Here is a 24,706-nt window from a genome sequence, read left to right on the forward strand (position 1 = left end):
GGCGGGAACCACCATGCAGGCATGCCGTGGGCGGGATGCACAGCACATCCGCGTCTACGCCGAATACCTCGAGGCAGTGGGTGCAACAGCGGCCGAGGAAATGGACTACTACGCCGTCAGCATCGTGGGCCCGCGGAACCGGGGCGACCGGATGGTCGGCAGGCTGCCCTTGGTGCCCTGACCTGCGGGATCGGACGAATTGAGCGGGACCGCATAACGAACCGTCAGGCCGTATGTGTTTTCCCGTGCGTGGTGCCCTGGTGGGAGCGTTGGAGCTCACGCACACCGGCGGTCAGGAGCTCCCTGGCCAGCTCGCTGGGCTTGGTTCCACGCTCATGGGCGAGGTCACTAATCTGTTGCTTGAGCTCCGGGGTGACCCGCAGGTTCAGCTGCGGGGAGTGCTTGCCAGGCTTGGCGTCAGGGTCCAGGTTCGGCCGCCCGCCGATCAGGCGGTCGAGCTCTGCAGGATCCATGCCCGCATCTGCGAGCATGCCGCGCGCATGGGCAGCGGCGTCCTCGCCGTACAGTGCGGTGCCGCGCACAGCCACCGGGGCCATGGCGCTTTCGGCCCAGTCAGCCATGATCTGGTAGCGGGTCTGGTCTTTGGCGGTTAGTGCTGCCGCTTCCTTCTTAGCCATTGCTCTTCATCCTTTCAAGGTTCTTGGGGCGAGCTTCCATCACGTGGAAGATGAACATGTCCCGCGGCGGGCCAATGAAGAGTGCCGGCTTGCCGTGCCCGGGCGCCCTCGGCTCATCAAATACACGTTCGGAATACAGGGCGTTAGCAGTGGCGTGAAGCGCATCCTCGTGCGGTACGCCATGTCTGTCGGCCGAGGTCGCAAAGGTGATTGCCATCCATTATTGTATCGCACAACCTTGTGTAACACAAAAGCCAAGCTGACCTCTGTTAGGCACCAAATCAACTCAGGGTGAGGCCGTGTCCGGAGGTCTCCGCCTACTTCGCCTTGGGCAGGTTTTCGGTGTCGCCGGGGCCAACACAGCCACGTGTTTGCGGCAGTTTGGACGCGGAACTGGAGAGTTCGGCCAGGACGGTGCTGGATGCAATCTTGTTGGGGTCAATGGTCACCTCGGCCGCCGGGTCGCGGCCGTAGGTGGTCATGGTCCAGTTCGGGTTCCGTTCTTTTATGACCCAGTCCACGCCGTTGACGGTGACGCACTTGTCGGTGGTGGGCGTCGGGACCGTGACGCCGCAGCGCAGGATCGCCAGGGACGGGTCGCCCCAGGCGGCTGTGGCCTGGCTGTTGGTGGTGCGGCGGCTCGCCCCGGCGAGGGTGTCCGGCAGGGCCACCATCATGGGGGCGCAGGCCGGGTTGTTCGAGTCCTGCGCTGAAGCGACGCCTACGGACGGCGAACAGCCGGTCAAAACCAAGAGGGCCGAGGCCGCACATGGCACAATGATCCGCCAGGACAGGGATTTCAAAGGCATGAAACCAGCCTAGCCCGTGAAGCTGGGAACCCTGTACGGACCATGGCCCCGGCGGGAGTCTGGGCGCATACTGAATCCATGAGCGGGGTCGGTGCCGCGGCGGCACGCAATGCAAGGCTCGTGCGCAGCCTGCGCCGGGGCGAGTTCGCCGCGCTCCTGGTGCTGTTGGCCCAGTATCTAATCGGGATCGTCGTGAACCTGTTCGTTAAGATTCCCGACCACCATCCCGGCTCCAACCCCGCGAACTATTTTGGGGGTGTGACGGCAAGCGTTGCCTGGGCCATCACCCGCGGGGGCCTGTGGCTCGCCCTGCACGCTGGCCTCGGGCTGATTCTGGTGGTGATCAGCCTCGGGCTGATCGTCCAGGCGGCCCGGACGGAACCCCGCAGCCATCTGGCCCTCACCATTGTGGCTGCAGTGTTTGTCCTGGGCGCAGGATTCAATGGCGGCAGCTTCCTGAACTACGGACTGGATGCCAGTTCCTTCATCATGGCCGCCCTTTGGGCCGTGGCCACAGCCTGCTACGTGGCACTTCTCTACCTGTCGGGCCGGGACCTTGCGGGCCGGTACGAAGCAGACAGGGATCGTTCGGGCCGGGACCGCCCCGCCCGGTAGCCCACGGAACCGCCCGGTAGGCCATAGTGCCGCCCGCTGAACTCGCAAACCCCGCAATCAACCCCGCAATACCCCGCAAGCAGCAGGAAGAACATCACGGCCGCACAACAATGCGGGCTGCACAGCGCCAAAGCCGCCGGAATCACAAGTTGCGGTGCGATGATGTCGCCATGAGCGAACAAATGGCCCCGCCCGTCCCTGCCCGCCGCCGGCGCAACACCCGCAGGAACGTCCTGCTGTTTTTCCTTGCCATCTTTGTGGTTGCCGCGGTGGTCAGCGGCTTGTTCGTCTTCAACCTGGCCCACAGCTTCGACACCAAGACGCAAAAGATCGCCCAGGCCTTCCCCAATGAAGCGTCCCGGCCGGTCAAGCCCACGGAGGGTCCGGCGTCGGGCGCCATGAACGTGCTGCTGCTGGGCAGCGACAGCCGCGGCGCAGCGCTGAGCCAGGCGGAGGCGGGGGATCCGTCCAACCAGCGCTCGGACACCATGATGTGGGTGCACATCCCGGCGGACCGCAAGAACATTTACATGATGTCCATCATGCGCGACACCTGGGTGGACATCCCGGGCCACGGCGAGGCGAAGATCAACGCGGCCATGGCCTACGGGGGAGTTCCGCTGGTGGTGCAGACGCTGGAGGGGCTGTTCAAGAACCGGATCGACCATGTGGCGATCGTGGACTTTGAGGGCTTCAAGGCCATCACGGATGCCCTGGGCGGCGTGGAGGTCAACGTCCCCATTGCCTTCAAGGCCCACACGGCGGACTTCACGTTCAAGGCCGGCCCGCAAAAGCTCACCGGCGACCAAGCCCTGGCATTTGTCCGTGAACGGTATGCCTTTGTGGACGGCGATTACCAGCGGGTGAAGGACCAGCAGATCTTCCTCAAGGCCATCCTGAACACAGTTCTTACCCCGGCCACACTTACCAACCCCGTCAAGGTCACGGACCTGGTCAACCAGGTGTCGCCGTATGTGAGCGTGGACAAGGGCCTGGACTCGGCCACGGTCGGCAGCCTCGCCCTGAGCCTGCGCAACGTCCGCGGCTCGGATGTGAAGTCCTTCACCCTGCCCACGCTGGGCACCGGCACCAGCGCGGACGGCCAGTCCATTGTGTTGAGGGACGACGCCGCCATCTCGGCCATTGCGAAGGCGCTCTCCTCCGATTCGCTCGGGACATACCTAAAGGCAGCCAAGCTCGGTTAGCGCTGGTCCGGCCCGCGGGCAGCGCCCGTGAGCGGGACCACGTTGGGCAGCGCGAGATGCTGGCGCGCTGGTAAGCTAGCGTTCGGTGCCCGGTGGGTGCCATCACGCGTTTGCGTGGACAACACGCTGGGGACGTTGGATTCCACCGGTATGACCTCACGAACTATGGAGTGCACCTTTGGACGAATCGCCTGAAGAAAAACCGCTGCCCACGCGAAGCCGAAAGCAGGACCGGCCTCGCAAGAAGGCAGCGTGGATCGTCTCGGCTGGTGCCACCATCGTGGTCTTGGCTGTTGCAGCATTTGTTGTCCCTCCGCTTCTGGCAGGCGATCCGGGCCCGGCGGAGGCCCCTGTGAGGCAGATTGCCGCCACGCCCACTCCCGCCCGCACCTACGCGCCGGTCACGAATTTCTACAAGCAGGCCGGTTCCCCGGCGGGCTCGCCTCTGCAAGCTGTGGCCCCCCAGACGGTCACCGTCACCAATGACAAGGTGGGCACCAAGCTCAGCCCCACGCAGATCGGTCTCTCCCTTGAGTCCACGGACCTTGCAGACCCAATGTTCAGTGCAGATAATGGTTCCGTGGTGGGCTTGCTCCAGGGACTGGGCAAGCCGGTTCTGCGCTTTGGTGGCAATTCGGTGGACCGCCGCTTTTTCTGGACATCCACGGGCGAGGCCCTGCCCGCCGGCTACGTGGGTACCAAGACACTCCCTGCACGCGCTGTGGGCCCCGATGACTTCAAGCGGATCAATGCCTTGCTGGAGAAGGCGGACGCTTACATCAGCCTGTCCGTGAACCTGGGCGACTACAACCCGGCACGAGCTGCAGACCTGGCCAAGTACGGTGCCCAGATCTTTGGCAAGCGACTTGTGGCCATCACCCTCGGCAACGAACCTAACGGTTTCGCGCCTAATGCAGTGCTCGCCCACGCGCTTCGCCCCAACGGCTACACGGCAGCGGATTTCGGCAAAGAGGCCACAGCGTATGCGGACGCCATGTACAAGGTGGCGCCAAACGTCCCCATTTCCGGCCCGGGCACGTATGCGGCGGATTGGGCCTCGGCTTGGATCGATCTGAATATCAAGCAGAAGAAGATACTGACCTTCCACAACTACCCACTGACCGGCTGCACCACGGGACTGGCTGCAGACAATCCCACCATGGCGAACCTCATGGCCGCTAACACGCACAGCCGCTCCATTGACTACCACGCTGCCTTTGTGAAGAAGGGGAATGCCGCCAACATACCCATCTGGGTGGATGAAACCGGGATCTCAGCTTGCCTCGGCAGCAATGAGACCACCAAGACGCATGCCTCGGCGCTGTGGAGCGCCGATTACGCACTTGGCTCGGCCCAGGTGGGCGTGAGCCAGCTGGATTTTCACAGCTCCCTGATCACCTGCAAGGGCGGCCCGCCCATGTCCGCCGTGTGCTTTGACGGCGAGTACCTGCAGCCCACCGGCGAGATGGAGCCACGGGCCAACTACTTTGGCCTGTCCATGGTCGGCGCCATTGGCGGCGGGGATTTTCTCAAGCTGTCGAACGACGGCGGCGGGCTGGCTTATTCGTACGCGCTCCAGCAGGCCGACGGCAGCACCACGGTTGTCCTCATCAATGAGAATGACCCGGAGAAGGCGGCGCAAACCAAGGTGACGCTGAAGCTTCCGAACCTCCCAGCCACCGCCACCATGACGCAGATGACGGGCACCAGCTACTCGGCACAAGACGGCACCCAGATTGACGGTCAGGGGGGCGCCCCGGTGTCCGCGGACAAGCGTCCGGCGCCCATGGGCTTCAAGCCGGGACAGCAGACGCAGTCCTTTCCGCTGACCGCAGGCACTGTAACGATCATGAACTTCAAGTACTGAAGGGACCCGTGTCGAGCTTGTCATGACGCAATTGGCGGAGGTCGCTGAGCCCGCAGAAGCCCGTGATCGGCCGTGAGATATCCCAGTACCAGCCGAGCGTGGCAAGCACTTGCCTACAAAGCGCGAAGGTGAAATAAGGCTCGCCGGGCTTCGATCCTCATGTGACGCGACCAGCCGCAGCCAGCCGAAGACCATGCGGTGACTGCCTGTGGTCCCGGCCGTTTTATCAAGGAAATACAACAATTTGCCCAGAAAAGTGTGATATTGGGCCCGGCATGCGACAATAATAAAGCGAATGTGGTTGCCCAAGGTATCGGAAGGATACTGGGCGCCTGCACCTTCATCACGGGTGTAAATTACTTGACAGTAGGGGATCAATTTTGGAAAAAGCAATGGGGGGGCCTCGGTGTGCGCGCTTTTTCACCATAACCGCGGCGGTTGTTGCCGTCTTGTGCTTGGCCGGGCCGCCCGCCTCGGCCGGTGAGGTTACTCCAATTGACGTGGCGATAGTAGACACAACGGTTGCTGAACCAATCGAGACACCGCCTGCGGGGCCTACTTCAACAGATCCCGCGGAGGGTCCCACGACCGATCCGGCGCCAACGCCGGACCCCACTGAGTCCGCGCCTGAAGCGAGCTCACCGGGATTACCTGCCGGCCCGACGTCCAGTCCTGCCCCCTCGGCACAGCTTCCCCCGGCAACGGGCAGCAACTTGCCACCACTGGTTCCTCAGCCCTCGGCGCCGGCGACAGTCCCGGTTCCGAACCAGGAAGGCGTAATCCTTACGCCACCCGAACTGCTTCCAGCGGACGTTCCCACGGAAGAACCTGCGCCGGAAATCGTCCCTTCCTCGGATGCAGCAGTGCCAATTGTTTCATCGAAGCCGACGCCAAGTAAGCAGGCGCGCGTCGTCGAAAAATCAGAGGAAGTTCGAAAGGGCGCCCTCGTGGCATTCCAGGTAAACCCAAACCTGGACACGGCCACCCAGTTGGCTGCTGCTACCGGCAGTTCTCCGCTCGTTCAGGGGATTACGCTGGCCATTCTTCTCGGACTGGGGTTTGCCTACTTTAGGTTCATGCGGCCGAATGGCAAACATGGGCGTACATCGACTGGAGGCCCTAAGGCATGACGGACCAACCCTCTGGACTGAGGCACCTGCGCCGTAAAACCTCGGCCAAGAAACAGCCGATGCGTGTCATGCTCCTTGCACACTCATATTGGCCTGAACACAGCCCTCCGCAGCGCCGATGGAGCACCTTCATCCGTGAATTCCGGGCTGCGGGATGGGACGTTGACGTTGTTACACCCGTTGCACATTTCCCCGAAGGCCGGCGTTCATTGCCCCGTAGTGAAGCTGGGGCGCCCTTTCGCGGCCAGAAAGGTCTACACGGGGAGCGGATTAAGCGGGTTCCCTATGTTCGCCACAGTGGCAATTTTCATGCTGCCCGGCTCGTGGACCAAGTTTTTTCAGCGGCCATGTCTATCCCCGCAGGCCTCTTGTGGCGCAAGGCCGACGTCGTTATCGCGACTGCCCCAAGCCTTCCCATTCTGGTGGCCGGCTACGTTGTCGCGAGGCTTCGCGGTGTGCCTCTTGTCGTCGAAATGCGCGATGCCTGGCCCGACCTTGCCCGGGACGCACGTCTGGTCAAAGGACAAGTCAAGAGCCTGATCGAGCGCGTCGTTGAGTCTATCCAGCGCCGCGCCGACTTGGTGGTCACGGTTACCGATGGGTTCGCGGACACACTTCGATCCCGTGGAGTCAAGCATGTCGTGACGGTTACCAACGGGCTTGATCTAGAAGCCGTGCACCTGCTTGAGGCACCGCCAGGGCAGCGCGACAGGCTAGAGGTCTTGTATTTGGGCAATCATGGTGAGAGCCAACGTTTGGACGTCATTGTGAAAGCCAGCGCGCTGGTTGGCGAAGATCTGATGAGTCTGCACATGGTGGGACATGGCACACAACGCCCCGAATTGTTGCGCCTTGCCGCCGAACTGAACGCTCCAGTGACTTTCCACCCGTCGCTTCATGGTCCGGAAGTTATTGAGCGGTACAGGTCTGCGGACACATGCGTGGTGTCCCTTCGCGACGACTGGAAGTCGTTTGAAACTACAATTCCGTCAAAAACCTATGAAGTACTGGCAATCGGCCGTCACATGACTGCCATAGTTCGTGGCGAGGCTGCCCGCATCGTGATCGACGCAGGTGGTGGCGATGTGGTCGCTTGGAAGCCCGAAGCCGTGGCACAGCTGTGGCGTGATCTCGCAGCCGACCGCGGGCGGTTGACGGCTGGGATATCAGGCCGTGACTGGGTGAAATCCCATGCAGACTTCCGCCAGCTAGCGGTGACCTATATGGATCACCTGTCCGGCCTCGTTGCAGCGGGCGCCCGCCGATAATGGGTATTGGAAAGAACCTGCTGCTCGCTGTAACCACAGCATCGCAGCACCTGTCGGACGATCCTGTTGTCTTGGCCCTACAGCTTTCTCGGCGTCTTCCGGCACGTCTAGTGCAGCCAGTTGCAAAGACGATTGTCAAGCTTGGGCCTTCATCAGCATTCATTCCCTCAATGATTGCTGCCTGTGTGTCCGGCGATGAAGCTGCCCTGGACCGCCGATTCAAGGCATCCTCAGGGGTAGTTGGCGAAAGCGCCAGGATTCTGGCCGACGTGGCCTTAGCGGCGGGCCGAACACATGAGGCTGACAGGTTGATCAGCGCAGCCGGCGGAGCCAGGAAGCTGCCAGCGACCGTTGCACGCCGTAAGTGGCACGACGGCGACATGACCGGGGCAATAAACGCCTTGTTGTCGCAGTCGGGGCCAATGCGTCGGCAGCGTGATCGTTTGGAGGGCGAACGCCTGGTCTATTCCGAGTCGACCATTCGGCTTCCAAAGGTCGGATACAGCCCTGTTGAAAATCGGGTGCTTCACCTATTGACGAACTCCCTGCCCCACACCGGAAGTGGGTACGCCCAGCGCAGCCACTCGATGCTCCAGGCGCAGCAGGCTGCGGGGATGCATGTCCTGGCGGCGACCCGTCTTGGATATCCGGTCCAAGTTGGCAAGATTATGGCACGCGACGAGGACGTGGTCGAGGGCGTTACCTACCGGCGGATGATTCCTGTGGCCCTCGCCGCGACGTCCGATGCGAGGCTCCAGCAAGAAGCGGAACAACTTCTGGATATTGCGTACGAGTTCCGACCTGCCGTTTTGCATACCACCACTCACTTCGTTAACGGGCTCGTGGTCGGCGCAGTGGCAAAGGCGTTGGACATTCCCTGGGTCTATGAAGTTCGTGGCCAACTTGCTGATACATGGGCGTCTTCCCGGGACGCTGACGCAAAACAAAGCGAACGTTACCTCCAGTTTCTGGATCGAGAAGCGCAGGTCATGCTTGATGCGGACCTGGTTGTAACACTTGGTGAATCCATGAGGGATGGCATCGTTAACTTAGGTGTACCGGCCGTGAAAGTGATGCTGGCGCCAAACGCGGTCGGCGGAGCCTATTTAGCGGAACCGAAGTCAAGTGAGACTGCTCGTCTCGAACTGAAATTGGACCCCAATGCGAATTTCATTGGTACCGTCAGTTCTATCGTGGACTATGAAGGCCTCGCAGACTTGGTCACGGCCTTCAGCCTTCTGGCTCCAACGCATCCTGCACTGCGATTGCTCATCGTCGGCGATGGTACCGCTCTGCCGGCTCTCAAGATTCGTGCGAAAGAACTTGGGGTCGGCGACAAGATCGTTTTCCCCGGACGTGTTCCACGCGACCAGGCGTCCCTTTACCATCAGGCCATCGACATATTCGTCGTTCCACGGAAAGACTTGGAAGTTACCCGTTCCGTGACGCCACTCAAACCCGTTGAGGCTTTGGCTAGTGGCCGTCCGGTAGTAGCAAGCGATCTTCCAGCACTCCGTGAGATTATTCAAGACCACGTGAATGGCAGACTTTTTCCGGCCGGTGACATGGCCAAATTGACCGAGGTGTTGGCCGAAATGTTGGCTTCGCCCGAATCCACGGAAAGAATGGGACGACACGGTCGTTCGAATGTCCTGGCGACCCGAACCTGGGCGGCAAATGCAACAACTTTTGCGAAGAAATACGAAGAATTGAGTGGGCGAACGGTATGACAGTAGGAATCAACTCAATGAATGTTCCTCAGCCTACGGCAGTGACAACATCCGTCAATTTACGACGTTTGAAGAGAGTGGGTGCCAGACCATCATTTCTGGATTACCTTGTGTCCCTTTGGGACTACCGCCATTTCATTTACTACGATGCAAAGGCGAGGGTGCGCACGGGAAATGAACAGGATAAGCTCGGCAGCGCCTGGCTCATCCTCAGCCCGCTGCTTAATGGGTTAATGTTTTATTTCGTTATGGGCATATTGCTTCATTCTGGTGGAAAAATCAAGAACTTCGTAGCCTATCTGATTATTGGTGTCTTTCTATTCCAGTTCACGACGCGATCGATCAACGCCAGCAGCCGCGCCATATCATCCAATAGAAATGTGATCCATGCATTCAAATTTCCGCGGGCAACGTTGGTCATCGCCACTAATGTTCGGGAACTGTTGTCGAATGTTCCGGTAATTGTAACGATGCTTATTTTGATAATCATACTGCCTCCAAATGAGCAAATTTCAATGCGTTGGTTGCTACTAATACCAATCATCGGCTTGCAGCTAATTTTTAATCTAGGTTTTGGGCTTATTATGGCCAGGCTAGCGGCCAGGTTCAACGACGCGAATCACATCTTGAGCTATGGAATGCGTGCGTGGATGTATCTTTCGTGTATGTTTTTTTCCATTGACCGCTTTGCTGGAATGCCGGTTGTGAAGTCAATTATGGAACATAATCCGCTATACCAAGTTCTTTTCATGGCCCGTGAAACCCTGATTTACAATGCGACTCCGTCCTGGAGGTCGTGGACGATTTTGGCCTTATGGGCATTTTCAATGCTTGCTATCGGAGCAATATTTTTTTGGAAGGCTGAAGAAAGTTATGGACGTGAGCTCTGATCTTAATTTTGTGGAGTGCTCGCCCGCGGTCGTTATTGATAAAGTCAGCATGACCTATCGGACAACATCACGACGGCATGACTCCTTGGAGCAGAAACGAAGCAAATCTTCGCGGTTTCGACGCCTGCAGCGCCAAACCACATCCGTGCGGGTACCTGCCCTGAAGAACATATCCCTCGTTGTAGGACATGGTGAATCGGTTGGTGTCATTGGCCGAAACGGTTCTGGCAAAAGCACACTTCTAAAAATCGTTTGTGGTCAGATCCCGCCCACTGCCGGTGTTGTGTACGCTTCGGCAACGCCTGTGATGCTCGGTGTCAACGCTGCCTTGCTGCCCGCGCTTTCCGGAGACGAGAATATTATTTTGGGTTGCTTGGCAATGGGCATGTCGCATGCCGAAATTGACAGAAAGTACGATTCAATCGTCGATCTTTCCGGCCTGGAATCTGCGATTCACATGCCAATGAAGTCCTATTCGTCTGGGATGGCTTCACGACTTCGCTTTTCAATTGCCGCCAGCATTGACCCCGAGATTCTCATTATTGATGAGGCACTTAACACTGGAGATGCCCAGTTTAAGGATCGTACCCTTAATCGCATGCATGAACTATTGGACCAGGCCAGCACAGTTTTCCTTGTGAGCCACAGTCTTTCGACTGTGACACAACTTTGTAATCGTGTTGTGTGGCTGGATGATGGTGAGCTCTTGTTCGATGGGGATCCTTTGGATGCGGTTAAGGCGTACCGACTCTTTACCCAGAAGTTTGCTGCGGGCGATCGGATTGGTGCAATGAAGTTGCGTCGCCGACTGATTCACGATTTGGAAGTGGCGGATGTTTTGAACAGAAACGATAAGCGCAAAAGCCGAGCTTTACTGTGATGCAGATTGATAAATTTCGAAAGATTTTGTGGCATTTCCGTGCAGGAGGATTTCGCCAACTGGGGGAGTGGCGCAGGCGGGAATTGCTGGAACGGGGAATTCGAAATCTCGGCAATGCGCGGGGATCAGAAGGTATCTGGAGCGGCCGCAGGGCTCGTCGGCGTCTCCAATTTAGGCCATCTTCAATGGAGCCTGCCAGTTCGGTACAGTCGAATATCAACGCTGCGGTTATCCTCGACGACTTTTCGGCGGCCGCATTTAGTTTCGAGTGGAATTGCACTTTATTGTCCCCAAAGATTTGGCGCCAACAAATGGAGGACTCCAATATCGACTTGCTTTTCGTTGAGTCGGCATGGTCGGGTCCTGACAGGCTGTGGGCGGGTAAACTTGCGGGCGCAAGTGCCAACTTAGGTATTTTGACGGAAGTCATAAATTGGTGCAAAGAAAGCGGTGTTCCAACCGTATTTTGGAACAAGGAAGACCCTGCTCATTACGCCGACTTTATCGGAGTCGCAAAACTATTTGACCAAGTATTTACGACTGACTCGAATAGGTTGCCGGACTACATTAGGGATCTTGGGCACTCGCGTGTTGACGTCCTTCCTTTTGCTGCGCAGCCAGCCCTACACAATCCGATCCGCCCCCGAGATGGCTGGCGTAGCAGGGACGTGGCCTTTGCCGGCATGTACTTCGCGGAAAAATTTCCTGGACGGCGTGACCAACTCGACATGCTTTTGAGTGCGGCTGCGGACGCATCTGAGAAGCTGCCCATTGGCTTGGAAATATTCTCGCGGCAACTCGGCGGCGCCGCGAAGTATCAATTTCCCGAAATATATTCGGGGAAGGTTGTTGGATCGCTTAACTACTCGCAGATGCTTACGGCTTATAAGGCGTATAGAATTTTCCTAAACGTAAATACCGTTGTAGATTCTCCGTCTATGTGTTCACGGCGAATTTTTGAGATCGTAGCGGCTGGTTCAAACATCGTTACGACAGCCAGTCCCGCAATCGAATCATTGTTCACTCCCGACGAGATATTTACCGTTCGTTCGCGTGAAGAAGCAAGCGACCTGATGGTGGCGATTCACCGCAATCCGCAATTGGGGGACCGTCAACTTCACAGGGCCCAACGAAAGATTTGGAGTCAACATACTTATCGTCATCGGAGTGACCAAATTCTCCGATCCGTGACCCTTGACTTGGCAGATGCCGGGAAAAGACCAACAGTATCTGCACTAGTGTCGACAATACGACCACATCAACTTGAGCACGTATTTCGTACGGTCGCCACTCAACTTGATGTGGACGTCGAGTTGGTATTGCTGACTCATGGATTTGCAGTTTCATCACATGAACTTGCTTCATTGAAGGGACGGTACCAGTTCTCAAATGTGACGCTGCTGACTGCACCCCGACACCAATCGCTCGGTGCGTGTCTCAATGATTGCGTGCGGGCTGCCAGTGGTCAGGTCCTGACCAAGGTGGACGACGACGACTACTACGCCCCGCATTATCTAAGCGATCAGCTTTACGCCCTTGAATACTCCGGGGCAGATATCGTGGGCAAACAAGCCCATTACATGCATCTTGCCGATCATGGTGCAACGCTATTTCGTTTCCCTGATCGTGAACACGTCTGGACACGCAGTGTAATGGGGCCAACGATCATGGGGCATTCTCGAGTGTTTGTGGATCACCCTTTTGCCGACGTTGGGCGTGGAGAAGACTCAAGGTTTCTTGAGTCTGTACTTTTGGATAATGGGACCATTTACTCGGCGGATAGATACAACTATTGTCAGCAGCGGGCCGGGAACGGCCATACATGGCAGGTTTCTGACATGAATCTACTTGCAGGCAGTGATCTGCGTTTCTTTGGGAATTATCAAGATGAAATATCCGTCTAAGGGAAAAATGCAAAATTCAATATATAGTGTTGCAGTCATCGGCCTTGGTTACATTGGACTGCCTACGGCTGCGATCCTTGCTAGCCATTCAATCAACGTCATTGGGGTGGATGTCAACCCGAGAAATGTCGAGGCCGTCAACAAGGGCGAGGTCCCCTTCGTTGAGCCGGATTTGGGTGGTTTTGTTGCCGGCGCGGTGAGTAAAGGCAACTTGACGGCGTCGTTGGTGACGCCCAAGGCCGAGGCATACATTGTGGCAGTGCCGACTCCGTTCTTGGCAGACAAGTCGATGGACGACAAGTACATTCGCGCCGCGGCCGAAGGCATTGCGCCCCAACTGGTTGGCGGTGAACTGGTCATTCTGGAATCCACATCGCCTCCCGGGACCACTAAGAACCTAGGAGATTACTTGATTGAACTGCGGCCTGATCTGAGTCTTTCCCCCGGTGAAGGCAAGCCTGTCGTGCACGTAGCTCACTGTCCAGAGCGCGTCCTACCTGGACGGATTATGGTCGAGATGGTCACCAACGACCGAATTATTGGTGGCCTCACTCCTGAAGCCGCCCAACGCGCGAAGGATCTCTACGCGGTGTTCTGCCAGGGCGAGCTGTTGACGACGGACGCTGCCACCGCGGAAATGGCCAAGTTGGTCGAGAACTCTTTCCGCGACGTGAATATTGCTTTTGCGAATGAACTCTCGGTAATTTCAGAGAAACTGGGAATCGATGTGTGGGAACTGATCCGTCTGGCGAATCACCACCCGCGCGTAAACATTTTACAGCCAGGTCCGGGTGTTGGCGGGCACTGTATCGCGGTAGATCCGTGGTTCATTGTTTCTGCTGCGCCAGAGGAAGCAAACCTTATCCGCCAAGCGCGCAATACCAACGATGCCAAACCTGGATGGGTCGTTGAGCAGGCCATGCGCTTGGCAGGTGACCACGTTGATCCAAAGGTGGCAGTACTCGGATTGGCATTCAAAGCCAATATTGATGATCTGCGAGAGTCTCCTGCGGTCGTTGTCACCCAAGAGTTGAGCCGAAAGCTGGATGCGGCCACACTGCTGGTCGTGGAACCACATGTCGAGGAACTTCCCAAATCACTAAATGGTTTGGACAACGTTGTGTTCACGTCCTTGGACGAAGCCCTTGAGCAGGCCGACGTTATTGTCGTGCTCGTAGACCATGACGTTTTCAAGAACGTAGATAAGTCAAAGTACGCCGACACTCCGGTAGTGGACACCCGGGGCATTTGGTAAGCCCCGATGTGGTCCTAGATAGAACAGAGCAGGCGAAAAAATGAAGTATGACGACGAAGTGGCACGGACCTCAGCTATTCAGCTAGCCAAACGCCGACAATATGCGCAGGATATCGACTCGCTTATTGAGGAGTGCGAAGTTGCAGTCTCGCTGGTACAATGTCGTGACGGTGAATTGGCGTCGATACGAAAAGAGCTGGCGGCGACTCGACAAGCTCGTGATCGGTTCAAGTCCGCGTCCGAGTCCTCTGCTGCCGAAGTTCATCGCCTAAAGAAAACGTTGTCGAAGCTTCGTTCCTCCCGAACGTATCTTTTGGGCAAGGCGGTGGGTCGTCCTATCCGCCTGGTGGCCGCATCCGGGCGATCTGTTATCGGCCTGGCTAGGACACAGCTTGCACGCCCGACTGGAAACGCAGTTGGTGATTTGCCGCAGTCGACTAATGGCATGAAAACCGTTGCGGATCACGGCCTTTCGCATGCCAGAAACGTTGACTTGATGGCCGAGCCGAAAGAAGGATCACCCAACGAGAAGTATTTTCAATTGTTGGCAGAATTCACTTCGCATCCGTCAAAGGGTACTGCCATAAAGGTCATAAACCAAGATTTCTTTTCCTGCGGATCGCTCCTCAGAGCAATGGAATTTGTCGAAAAGAATTCTTCGATACTTGAGGACTTGTCTCCTAAGGAACAGCAGATAATTGAAAATATTCGTGGGCAAGCTCAACTCCTAAAAGCTGCACCATTTATTCCACCGCGACAGTCAAACGTCGGCTATCTTGCTGAGCGGGGTCGCGTCATGTACTGCGCCCACAGTACGGGTGCCTACAACAGCAACGGATATTCGACACGAACTGCTGGGATCACCTTTGGCCTTGAGTCGTTGGGGACAGACGTGGTGGTCGTGGCACGTCCCGGCTATCCGTGGGACTCCAAAGTCGAATTGCCGCCTAGGGAAAACAAGCGGTACGAGCAGACAATCAATGGGGTGTTGCATGTTTTCAACCCGGGGCCAAGCTGGACGGCGGACAGGTTGGATTACTATCTGGCCGAAGCTGTTGATGTGTTCGTGCGCGAGGCGCAACGAAATCGTGTTGCACTAATACATTCTGCGTCGAACCACGTCACGGCACTACCTGCGCTAATTGCCGCCCGCCGTCTGGGCATTCCGTTCGTATACGAAGTCCGTGGGCTATGGGAGATCACTGACGCGTCAACAAAGCGGAATTGGGAGGGTTCAGATCGATTTTCCCTCGCGCTTCGACTCGAGTCCTTGGTCGCCTCGGCGGCGGATGCCGTCCTTGCAATTACCGAGCAAGTACGCCAGGAATTAATTGTGCGCGGCGTAGGCAGTGACAAAATTACCTTGTTGCCAAACGCCGTTGATACTGATGTATTCACGCCAATGCCGGAATCGCCAACCCTCCGTGGGAAACTTGGAATTAGTGATACGGCGACCATTCTCGGCTACGCAGGAAGTTTAGTGGCCTATGAGGGTATATCAGATACTATTTCCTCCGTCAAGATCCTTCATGAAAAAGGAATGGACGTTGCCTTTGTCGTCGTAGGTGACGGCCGTGATCTGGCTCGGCTCAAGGAACAGGCGAGCGAGGCAGGAGTGTCCGACTTTGTTGTCTTCACCGGGCGCGTTTCAAGCACTGAGATTCCGAAGTACATCAGCCTTTTCGATATCATGCCGTGTCCGAGGCTTCGGCTTCCAGTGACGGAGATGGTCTCCCCGTTGAAGCCGTTGGAAGCCATGGCATGCGGTAAGGCGGTGATCCTAAGCGACCTGCCTCCAATGCGCGATTTGGGGGGCTCTGATGGCGAGCGGGCTGTATTTGCCGCCCCCGGAGACATCGAATCTCTGGTCTGCGCAATTTCCAAACTTATTGGCGATCCTGGCCTCCGTCAAACGATTGCCCGGCGGGCCCGGCTGTGGACCGTCCAGCAACGCACCTGGCTGCAGGCTGGAACTAAGGTACTGGCTGCCCACCGGGAAGCTGTTGACTCCTACAAGGCCATTCAAGAAGGGCGCGAACTACACGACCTGACTATTGGGATCATTTCGGACCGTTTCACTTTCGAGGGACTTCGGTTTGAGGCCAGGCTGGTTGCCCTGAAGCCTGAGACATGGCAGGCACAGATTGAAGCCGAACCGATCGACGTCCTATTTGTAGAATCGGCGTGGGAGGGCCTCGATGGGGATTGGAATCATAAGGTTGGATTTTACGACGCGGATTCCTTCGAGGATCTTAGGGATATTATCAAATTTTGCAACGAATTTGGCGTGCCATCAATCTTCTGGAACAAAGAAGACCCTGTGCACTTTAATCGTTTTAGATATACGTCAAAATTCTTCGAGCATATTTTTACGACCGATGCAACGTGCATTACTGCATATATGGAAAATGCTGGAACACGCCAGAAAACTGTGACTTCGTTGCCGTTCTATGCACAACCCAAGCTACATAACATCCTGCCAGGAAGCAGACCGTACGAACACAACGTCAACTATGCCGGTTCATATTACGGAGAACGATTTAGCGACCGGTCCGCGGAACTCTCCAAATTACTGGGTGCGGCAAGCAATCAAGGGTTGTCAATATACGATCGGCAGCACTTGAATCCGGAGAGTCCCTACAAATTTCCTGACGAGCTAGCCCGGTTTGTAGTTGGGGGGCTGGACTATCGGGAGATGGTGGACGCCTACAAAGCGCACCCCGTTCATATAAATGTCAACTCAGTTCTCGATTCTCCGACCATGTTCTCAAGACGTGTGATGGAGATCATTGCATCCGGAGGGGCTGTCGTCAGTGGCAAAGGACGCGGGGTGGACGAAGTGTTCAACGGGCTCGTTCCTGTCGTCAGCAGCAAGTCTGAGGCATCTTTGCTGATGAATGAGTGGTTGAACAATGAGGCTACGAGGCTCCGCGACGTTTGGCTTGGCTACAGGCTGGTTCACCGCGCCCACACGGCGGGCTACCGACTCGCATATGCCCTGCGAACGGCTGGACTTCGGGTGCGCGCACCCGAACCGGCCGTGTATTCCGTATTTTGTGATCAGCTCACAGACAAGGTTGCATCAGATCTTTTGCGCCAGACCGTCAGACCGAACCGCATCTATACTCTTGGTGCAGCGACTTCTGCAACTTGTGATATTCCCATTGAGATAGTTTCGAGTCTGGCGGAGGCGAGAGATGAGGCCAGGGCAGCCGGTACCGAATGGATGGGTGTTCTGGAGGGTTCGGCTACGGACCGGACGCTTTTCGAGGACATGCTGACGGCGACCACATTTGGTGATTGGGAGAAAATTGGCTGCACCGACATGGACATGGATGCACGGGGGGGTGGCCTGTCCCGTCTTGGACTGCTTGCTACTGGGTCCACGTGCTTGGAGTCAACCACTGCAGGGAATCGAGAGTCATTGGTGCTGCGGCGACCAAGGGTAAGCCTCACGCCCGCGGACGTCGTGTCTCCTTTTGTTGAACCTAAGAATTGCAAGGTGCTTGTCGCGGGGCACGATCTTAAGTTTGCCGGAGCACTTATTCGTGACCTGGAATCGCAGGGGCACACTGTGTCTATTGACCAGTGGCAGGGGCACAGCCAACACGATGAGGCTTCCAGCCTGTGTCTTCTTGATGACGCAGATGTCATATTTTGCGAATGGACTCTCGGTAATGCGGTCTGGTACTCGCGAAATAAATTGCCGCATCAGCGTTTGGTAACCCGATTGCATCTTCAAGAGCTCTCGACGCCGTATGTAAAAAAAGTAAATTTTGATAATGTTGATTCAATAATATTCGTTGGGCAGCACATGAAGGATATGGCCAACAGAGATTTCTCCGTTCCATCCTCGAAATCCGTTGTGATTCCAAATATGGTGGATACCCTTGGTCTTGCTCAAGCCAAAACTTTAGACGCTCAATTTAATATAGGTTTCGTTGGAATAATCCCCGAACGAAAAAGGCTTGACATTGCATTGGATGTCATTGCTCGACTTCGGGCGATTGACAGCCGGTTCATGCTTTTTGTGAAGGGAAAACTTCCTAGCGACTATGCGTGGATGGCAGATAGGCCCGAGGAGATGGATTATTATGATGCACAATTTAGTAGACTGGAATCGGACCCATTGCTGTCTAATGCCGTGCATTTCGACGGTTACGATTCGGACATGCATGGCTGGTACAAGAAGATTGGACACGTACTTTCAACAAGTGATTTCGAATCTTTCCATTTGACCCTTGCTGACGGTGCGGCATCTGGTGCTGTACCGGTGAGTTTGGCCTGGTCCGGAGCTGATCAGATTTATCCGACTGACTGGTTAGTCGCCGATGCGGACGAAATTGTTACCTCAATATTGGCGGCCAATAGTTCCTTGACGGAGACAGATAGGCGGAGACAAGAAGCGAAAGTCTATGCCACTGACCACTTCTCCCATGCGAAAGTGTTGGGGGCGATTCGAGAGACGCTATTCAACGGGATGCTAGGTCATGGACAATAATATTCCAGCGAGGGTTGAGTTTATGTGTGAGACCCTAATTGAATCAATCGTTCGAAGCGGCTTTCGATCCGACGGAAATTCTGAACAAGTAGCACCTAGCGACTCGACGGAGACGCAAAATTTAGCATTTCGGTTCCCCCTGCATGTTGATCGGTATGAGGACACCCCCTCCACAATTGTGAGCATCCCGGTTCCTGGAGAGATCGATCTTGAAGTTCATGGCCACTGTGCGGTTGCTCGCTATGACGGCGTGATACTGGCCGAGCTGGAACTTGAAGGCCCCGCAGTAAGCGGACTCAATCTTCGGACAGACAACGATGGCCTTCAGATCTTGGTTGTAAGAGGTCAGCCCGGTGCCACCCGCATTCTCGTGAGAACCGATGACTTTCGTGTCGTCGATCGTGGTGTATGGGATACCGCTAGCGGCTGGAAATCCTTCGCCGGTGATCGGGACCTGTGGCATCTTTTGGAGCCCGCAAAGACCTCTAGCGGCATGAATCGGCTTTTCGTTGTGTTCTCCGCAATCGGTGATCCGTATGATTTCACGTATAACTACAAATCAAGCATTTCTGACGTGGATTCCAATAGGTTATACATTTTGGACGATTTTGGTGCACGGGGATCATATTATTGGTTGGATCACCGTGATGAAACAATTTTTCACTCCGTGCAAGCCTTTATTTTGGAATTTGTTCGGGAACTTGACTTATCAATGACCGATGTAATATTTGTTGGGTCGTCCAAGGGAGGAACTGCAGCTATCCTTCACGGGGTCAGTTTGGGGGTAAAGGAAGTTTGGGCTGGTGCGCCTCAATATCGAGTGGGAGACTACCTCTTTGGTACCGACACCTCTATTCTCAATTTCATGTCTGGGGGAAGCTCAGTCGTAGAACGGGACTGGTTGAACAACCGGATGCAACTCGCCCTAATGGAGGGCGAAACGAAAACCAAGATTCGAGTGGCAGTAGGGTCCAAGGACCATCACCTTCCCAACCATGTCCAGCCTCTAATAGTAGACACCACGCGATTTGGATATGAGAGCGAGCTGATCGAAGTTGCAGGTTTCCCACATGCCAAGATTGGGGAGCTATTTGGACACTACTTGACGGCAAAGTCTCACCAATTATCGTCAGCCTCATTAGAAGATGTCTTGCCGCACGCTTTTCGATGGATGTCAAATGACATTCAGTTCATGTGCTGGGGGGCACTAGACCAGACCTTATGCGTAGACATGTACTGTGAAGACGGTGCGATAAATCGCCTGCCCTATACGAATGACAATGAATTCATTTTTGCCGTTCCAGAGAAACGACAGCCAGTGCGCTTCAGAGTTTATAAGAAATCAACAAAAAACTCTGAAATCACAGCATTTACAACTCGATGGTTCTTTCCACAGCGAAAAGGTCGCATTGTAAATTAGTACTCATTTTGTTTCCAATAGTGCCGTAGTTACGATCTTCACCGACAGGAAGAAATTTTGTCCATCAATTTTGATATCAAAGCGCCGGTAGTAGTGCTGGGAATCGCCCCCGCGGGCGATCTCGCCGAATCGATTCGGATTAGTGAGTCCTTCAATGTATTCATGCCTAAGTCAGCGGCCGTTGCAGTCGGACATGAACAAAAATGGGAGTGTTGGCTGGACGGGTGCGTCATTCTCGATGATCGCGCTCTGCTTAATTCGCTAGATCTAGCTAATGCCGTTGAAAGTCAACGGTCTGATATTGATTTTGTTGAATATTGGGGTCATAGCGCCCGTTGCAGCGGAGCAGCATACATCTTAAACTTGGCGAGCGGCACGGTGAAGATACTGCCTGATCCGCTGGGGGGCTGTTCATTATTTCGCTTCGAGTCTCAGGGTGTGTCGCTACTGTCGACGGACCTAAAGTCGCTCGTTGATGTTGCCTTGCTGCTGTCGATCAACTTGGAAAAGAATATGCTTTTTCAGCTTGAGAGAATAAGTCTGGGTGTGGGAAATCTATCCGGGTCTCCATATGAAGACGTCAGAATTGTCGACCAGTTCAAATATGTTGTCATTTCGGGAACTGGCGTATCAGAAGAGTATTACGATGCCTACGAATCATTTATGGACGACGGTGACGGTCACGCGGACCTTCTGCTACGCGCACGGGCCGAGATCTTGTCCAATCTTAAGGCCCTCTCTAATATAACCGATGTCCGGAAAGTATGTCATATTACCGGTGGCTTTGATTCTCGCCTTGTCACTGCTGGCCTAATTGAATTAGGCCAAGATAACAATTTCGATTTCTTCTGTTCTGGACCAGACGGTACCGCCGATAGAGTAGTTGCGGACGGGATCTCAGTGACTTTTGGCCTGAACCGCTATTCTGATTCAGGCCTACACGCCGAATCCGTGGATTCACTTGAAGAGCGTTTCCTGCTTCCTATGGTGGAATCGGCCGGTGTGTCAATGACAGGTCCGACCGGGCGAGAAGTTGTGGCGGACGTTGCTATTTTAGGTGGTGGGTTCGGTGAACTATTGCGGTCGTTTTATTCTAAACTTGCGCCCGAATATTCGCTGGGGTGGGAACCAATGAAACTTGCTAAGACATTATTCGGAGACAATGTATTTGCGCCCAATAGGTTGTTTGGCAGCGTCGTTGCCCAAGAACTGACCGGAAAACTCCAGGAACGGTTCAAATCATTGTACGACGAAGGCTTACCGGAGGATTTTTTGGGGGATTCCTTCTATTCGAGAAGCAGAAATCGTCTACACATAGGGCAAAATGCCATGTTGTGGAGCAGATACGGTCACCGATTTGACCCATTGTATTCCGTCGCGGGATTTACTCTCGCCCGAAGACTTCCCGTCAGCGCACGTGGCTCGAATGTCATCGGGTTTGACATTATGGACTCATTTCGGGGTGGACTTTCTGGTTATCCTTTCGATAGAGAGAGGAAGAACGCAGCCTATCTCAATCTTCGTCGACCTATGGCACCGAAGTCTTTCACTTCGGGGGTGCCCAATATTGTCAAATTGCCGCGTAACCCAGTAGTCAGAAATGGGACAAGGCACGTGAGGTCCGCGGCTGACATGGCAGTTCGAAGCCATAATATCAAGAAGGCAAATTCCATTGGCGTCAATTTTTGGCAAATTAACGACCTCAGCGTCACGCAGGGGTCCGTTCGCGGAATTTTGGAAGATTTGGATTGGCATAATTTAAGTCCCTATCTTAATCGCGAATATATTGCACGCATTGCACGTGAGGATTTGAGCTCTCGACAGGAGATTCGCGACATCTATTCGGTTTATTCCACGCTCCTGTGGTACGTCCGTTGAAGGTTTAAGTCGTTTGGGGACGATTCACTCAGTAAAAATCAGATTGTTGGTGAAGATGAGCCCATTTCAATGGACATAGATTTCTAGGTGCAATTCAGGCGTGGGGCAGACTGACGGTCATTCTTTCTGGTGATCCAGCCGGCCATGTGCGTTCGCTCTTGCCGAGTCTATTTGGTAGTGGAATATTGGCTGAATCGTGTGTGCCGTTTATGAGATTCGTCCAGGAGATTCACCCAATGTAGATATCCATACGAGCAATCGTTATATTTCGGAATTGCGGTCGGGCGCAAGGTTTCACTTCTTGATGGGTGGCGGGTCGAGGAGTCGCTTGGTTCGTGGATGTCTCATGGGCCGGGCCGGGGAACTCCGGAGCATTTTTGTGTTGATGTACGGCTTTGATTGTGCATTCGTTGAGCCAGATTACTGGCATCGTCGGGCCAGTCGTGCTCGGTACGCCAAAGTGGCATTCTAGGCGGCCAGTCGCCAAACATATTGATAGAATCATGAAGGATAGTAAGCCTTTTGCCTTAAGGATGCACGGAAAGTCGTGCAGATCTCCTATTAATGAAATGGATGTCAGATGATAGTACGTACGATTCAAGAAGGTTCGACGCTAACCTTTGAATTCACCCCCGAGACGGGCGATGAGCTGACGGTGGGTCGAGCCAGCTTGGCGGCCAGTACAACGAGAGTTGAGTTGGACCACTCTGATGAGATACATCCTGACCTGCTTGCACTCGCCGCTACGCTTTGTGTATCACCGTGGACTAAATCCATAAAGATGTCCGTTCCCGTTTCTGAAGGATTTGCGGAAGCGGTTCTCTCAGGAATGATGATTGCCGTCGGTCCTGTCGACAGCAAAATTTCCAGCCGTGTTCGTCCAGTAGATGGCTATCCTTCGTTGTCGTACAGTGGCGGTGCAGACTGCACGGCTGCTCTGACCGTTATGCCTGCATCGACTAGGTCTTATTTTTTGAATAGAATTTCCCGGCCTTCTGAGGGTTGGAAAGGACTATACAATAAGGATGCGGCACTTCATTCCTGTGACTCTTTGGCCAAAGAGGGGATGTTTATTAGGAAGATCGAGACAGATCTTGAATTTCTTCGTAATCCCGTTGGTTTCCCTCATGATCTTGCCAATTGTATTCCAGCGATTTTGCATGCCGATTTTGACTGCCTTGATTCAATTGGCTGGGGAGCTGTACTCGAATCGACTTACCGTGTCGGCGCGCTTAAATATCGGGACTACTCATTCAGCCCGTTTGTTGCTGGTTTTGGAGCAGCATTTGCCGCTGTCGGCCTCCCAGTGTATAATGCCGTTGCAGGTGTAAGCGAGGTTGGCACGAGTCTAATTTCGCTTAATTCGAAATTCGGGAAGTATGCACAATCCTGCATGCGGGGGACTGTGGGCGAGCCGTGTAGGAATTGTTGGAAATGTACCCGCAAGATATTGCTTGACTCTTCTTTGACCGGCAAATGGCCGACGTATAATGAAATAATCAGAATGTTCAAGAAAGTTGCAACGCCCACGTATTTGGATCGAAATCCGCTTAAGCATGAAGGTGTAATTGCTTTTATGGCAGAACGCTACCCTGTAGATCTCGACCAAGGCATCATGCGCATGCTCCAAGATAAAGTAGGCGGGTATCCAACCGGATGGATGTTGCATACTTACACTCCGGCGCTCCAGTTTATCCCGGAAGATTATCGTGAACTGACCGCGGCTTCACTGCGCGAATACATGCCCGAAATGAACGATGAAGAGGTTCAGACTGTTGAGTCTTGGGATATACGCGAACTTGTAAAAAGCGATTCACGCATCAGGGATCATGAAGTATTCATGAATTCCGTAAGAGATTTCGACCTTGGATAGATAGCTTTCTAATTCTAGCTGTATTATCAGTAGATTTCTATTTTGTTGTGCCTAGCAATTTATCTGGCTCTTCGCAGTTGGTGGCGAATCCGGGTTTCGTTTCGTAGCAAGGTAGGGGCTCGTGGCCCTGCTGAGATGGATGTGTCTAGCATTCTTCCCAGGTTAGGAACCACGAGCCTTGAATCAGCCTACCCATCCTGCCCGGAAGCGGCCACGACACTCTTCAATCTCCCCGATTACCGGGTCATCTCGGTCGACAATGACGCCGATGCCAGCATCTGTTGTGTTTCGTCACGGTGGCCTCGGACTTCCCGCCGGGCTGCCCGGGATGCGGCGTTCTCTCATCCCGGGTGCATTCGCGCTGGCTCCAGCGGGTCCGCGACATCCTCATCGCCGGGCGAGTGAGGGTCATGTGGTCCAAGTGTCGGCTCTTTTGCGGCGAGGCCTCATGTGCCCGGAAGACGTTCTATGAGTCAACTCCTCAGGTGCCGCGGTTTGCCCGATCCACCGCGCGGGGTGTTGGCAAATACGACGCCGTGGGTGTCCCAGGCTGCGATAACGACGCGTCCAGCCATTCGCTTTGTCAGGGAGAACAGGGTCTTGCGGATCTTGACGACGCCGTTGGAATAGACCTGCAGCTTCTGGCTGCCGGTATCTGCCGGGTGGGCGATGGTGCCGCTGAGCCTGCCGAATACGCTGGTCTCGAGTGTGGTTTCTGATTCTGTCAAGGGCCATGAGTTTCTGCCCACCAGCGGCCAGGTTATCTGGCTCTTCAGAATCCAGAGTGTAATTTTGGTCTGAACCCGCCGGATTCCAGCAGTGACCTGGCGACATAGTTGGTGA

At 55.0% G+C, this 24,706-nt stretch carries 17 protein-coding genes and 2 pseudogenes; 15 read left to right on the top strand and 4 right to left on the bottom strand.

What is annotated here, in order from left to right; all coding sequences use genetic code 11:
- Positions 1-13: 13 nt before the first annotated feature.
- Complete coding sequence (locus CVV68_RS05805) at positions 14-181, top strand: DUF2000 family protein (protein WP_245933363.1); 168 nt, start codon at positions 14-16, stop codon at positions 179-181.
- Positions 182-224: 43 nt separating this feature from the next.
- On the opposite strand, the gene CVV68_RS05810 is transcribed toward CVV68_RS05805, so the two are convergent.
- The 3 genes from CVV68_RS05810 to CVV68_RS05820 all read right to left on the bottom strand — a co-directional run bounded on the left by CVV68_RS05810 (position 225) and on the right by CVV68_RS05820 (position 1,447).
- The gene (locus CVV68_RS05810; protein ID WP_110500049.1) at positions 225-638 is read right to left on the bottom strand and encodes a hypothetical protein; all 414 of its coding nucleotides are present in this window, start codon (positions 636-638) and stop codon (positions 225-227) included.
- Positions 631-855: a hypothetical protein gene (locus CVV68_RS05815; protein ID WP_110500050.1), complete on the bottom strand. Its 225-nt coding sequence runs from the start codon at positions 853-855 to the stop codon at positions 631-633. Before CVV68_RS05815 ends, CVV68_RS05810 begins: the two co-directional genes overlap by 8 nt.
- A gap of 100 nt (positions 856-955) precedes the next feature.
- The gene (locus tag CVV68_RS05820) at positions 956-1,447 is read right to left on the bottom strand and encodes a DUF3515 domain-containing protein (RefSeq protein ID WP_110500051.1); all 492 of its coding nucleotides are present in this window, start codon (positions 1,445-1,447) and stop codon (positions 956-958) included.
- Positions 1,448-1,525: 78 nt separating this feature from the next.
- Between CVV68_RS05820 and CVV68_RS05825 the strand changes: the two genes are divergently transcribed.
- From CVV68_RS05825 to CVV68_RS24880, 14 genes and pseudogenes are all read left to right on the top strand, one after another.
- Positions 1,526-2,062 (top strand): hypothetical protein, encoded by a 537-nt coding sequence (locus CVV68_RS05825; RefSeq protein WP_110500052.1) that lies wholly within the window; start codon positions 1,526-1,528, stop codon positions 2,060-2,062.
- 170 nt (positions 2,063-2,232) lie between these two features.
- On the top strand, positions 2,233-3,267 hold the full coding sequence (locus CVV68_RS05830; RefSeq protein WP_110500053.1) for an LCP family protein: 1,035 nt from the start codon (positions 2,233-2,235) through the stop codon (positions 3,265-3,267).
- Positions 3,268-3,445: 178 nt separating this feature from the next.
- Positions 3,446-5,134, top strand: coding sequence for a glycoside hydrolase 5 family protein (locus CVV68_RS05835; protein WP_245933364.1), 1,689 nt, complete (start codon positions 3,446-3,448; stop codon positions 5,132-5,134).
- Positions 5,135-6,332: 1,198 nt separating this feature from the next.
- Positions 6,333-7,532 (top strand): glycosyltransferase family 4 protein, encoded by a 1,200-nt coding sequence (locus CVV68_RS05840; protein ID WP_245933372.1) that lies wholly within the window; start codon positions 6,333-6,335, stop codon positions 7,530-7,532.
- Positions 7,532-9,262, top strand: a complete 1,731-nt coding sequence (locus tag CVV68_RS05845) for a glycosyltransferase family 4 protein (protein WP_110500055.1) — start codon at positions 7,532-7,534, stop codon at positions 9,260-9,262. The genes CVV68_RS05840 and CVV68_RS05845 overlap by 1 nt, the downstream gene beginning before the upstream one ends.
- Before the next feature lie 41 nt (positions 9,263-9,303).
- A complete protein-coding gene (locus CVV68_RS05850; protein ID WP_245933365.1) occupies positions 9,304-10,152 on the top strand; it encodes an ABC transporter permease in 849 nt (282 codons plus the stop codon).
- A complete protein-coding gene (locus CVV68_RS05855) occupies positions 10,136-11,032 on the top strand; it encodes an ABC transporter ATP-binding protein (protein WP_110500057.1) in 897 nt (298 codons plus the stop codon). The genes CVV68_RS05850 and CVV68_RS05855 overlap by 17 nt, the downstream gene beginning before the upstream one ends.
- Positions 11,032-12,936 (top strand): glycosyltransferase family protein, encoded by a 1,905-nt coding sequence (locus CVV68_RS05860; RefSeq protein ID WP_110500087.1) that lies wholly within the window; start codon positions 11,032-11,034, stop codon positions 12,934-12,936. Before CVV68_RS05855 ends, CVV68_RS05860 begins: the two co-directional genes overlap by 1 nt.
- A 7-nt stretch (positions 12,937-12,943) precedes the next feature.
- Complete coding sequence (gene wecC, locus CVV68_RS05865; RefSeq protein WP_110500058.1) at positions 12,944-14,191, top strand: UDP-N-acetyl-D-mannosamine dehydrogenase; 1,248 nt, start codon at positions 12,944-12,946, stop codon at positions 14,189-14,191.
- 40 nt (positions 14,192-14,231) lie between these two features.
- On the top strand, positions 14,232-18,692 hold the full coding sequence (locus tag CVV68_RS05870; RefSeq protein ID WP_110500059.1) for a glycosyltransferase: 4,461 nt from the start codon (positions 14,232-14,234) through the stop codon (positions 18,690-18,692).
- Entirely contained in the window at positions 18,682-20,112 is a 1,431-nt protein-coding gene (locus CVV68_RS23110) for a hypothetical protein (protein ID WP_146238832.1), read from the top strand. The genes CVV68_RS05870 and CVV68_RS23110 overlap by 11 nt, the downstream gene beginning before the upstream one ends.
- A gap of 57 nt (positions 20,113-20,169) precedes the next feature.
- Positions 20,170-21,990: a hypothetical protein gene (locus tag CVV68_RS23115; RefSeq protein WP_146238833.1), complete on the top strand. Its 1,821-nt coding sequence runs from the start codon at positions 20,170-20,172 to the stop codon at positions 21,988-21,990.
- Between the two features lie 580 nt (positions 21,991-22,570).
- Positions 22,571-23,863, top strand: coding sequence for a DUF6395 domain-containing protein (locus CVV68_RS23120; RefSeq protein ID WP_146238834.1), 1,293 nt, complete (start codon positions 22,571-22,573; stop codon positions 23,861-23,863).
- Between the two features lie 296 nt (positions 23,864-24,159).
- Positions 24,160-24,294 (top strand): annotated as a pseudogene (locus CVV68_RS24880) (transposase family protein); the annotation flags it as partial.
- A gap of 42 nt (positions 24,295-24,336) precedes the next feature.
- Here CVV68_RS24880 and CVV68_RS05890 read toward each other — a convergent pair.
- Positions 24,337-24,706, bottom strand: a pseudogene (locus tag CVV68_RS05890) (hypothetical protein); the annotation flags it as partial.

Origin of the sequence: Arthrobacter livingstonensis, from assembly GCF_003219815.1 — a bacterium.
Taxonomy (GTDB): Bacteria; Actinomycetota; Actinomycetes; order Actinomycetales; family Micrococcaceae; genus Specibacter; species Specibacter livingstonensis.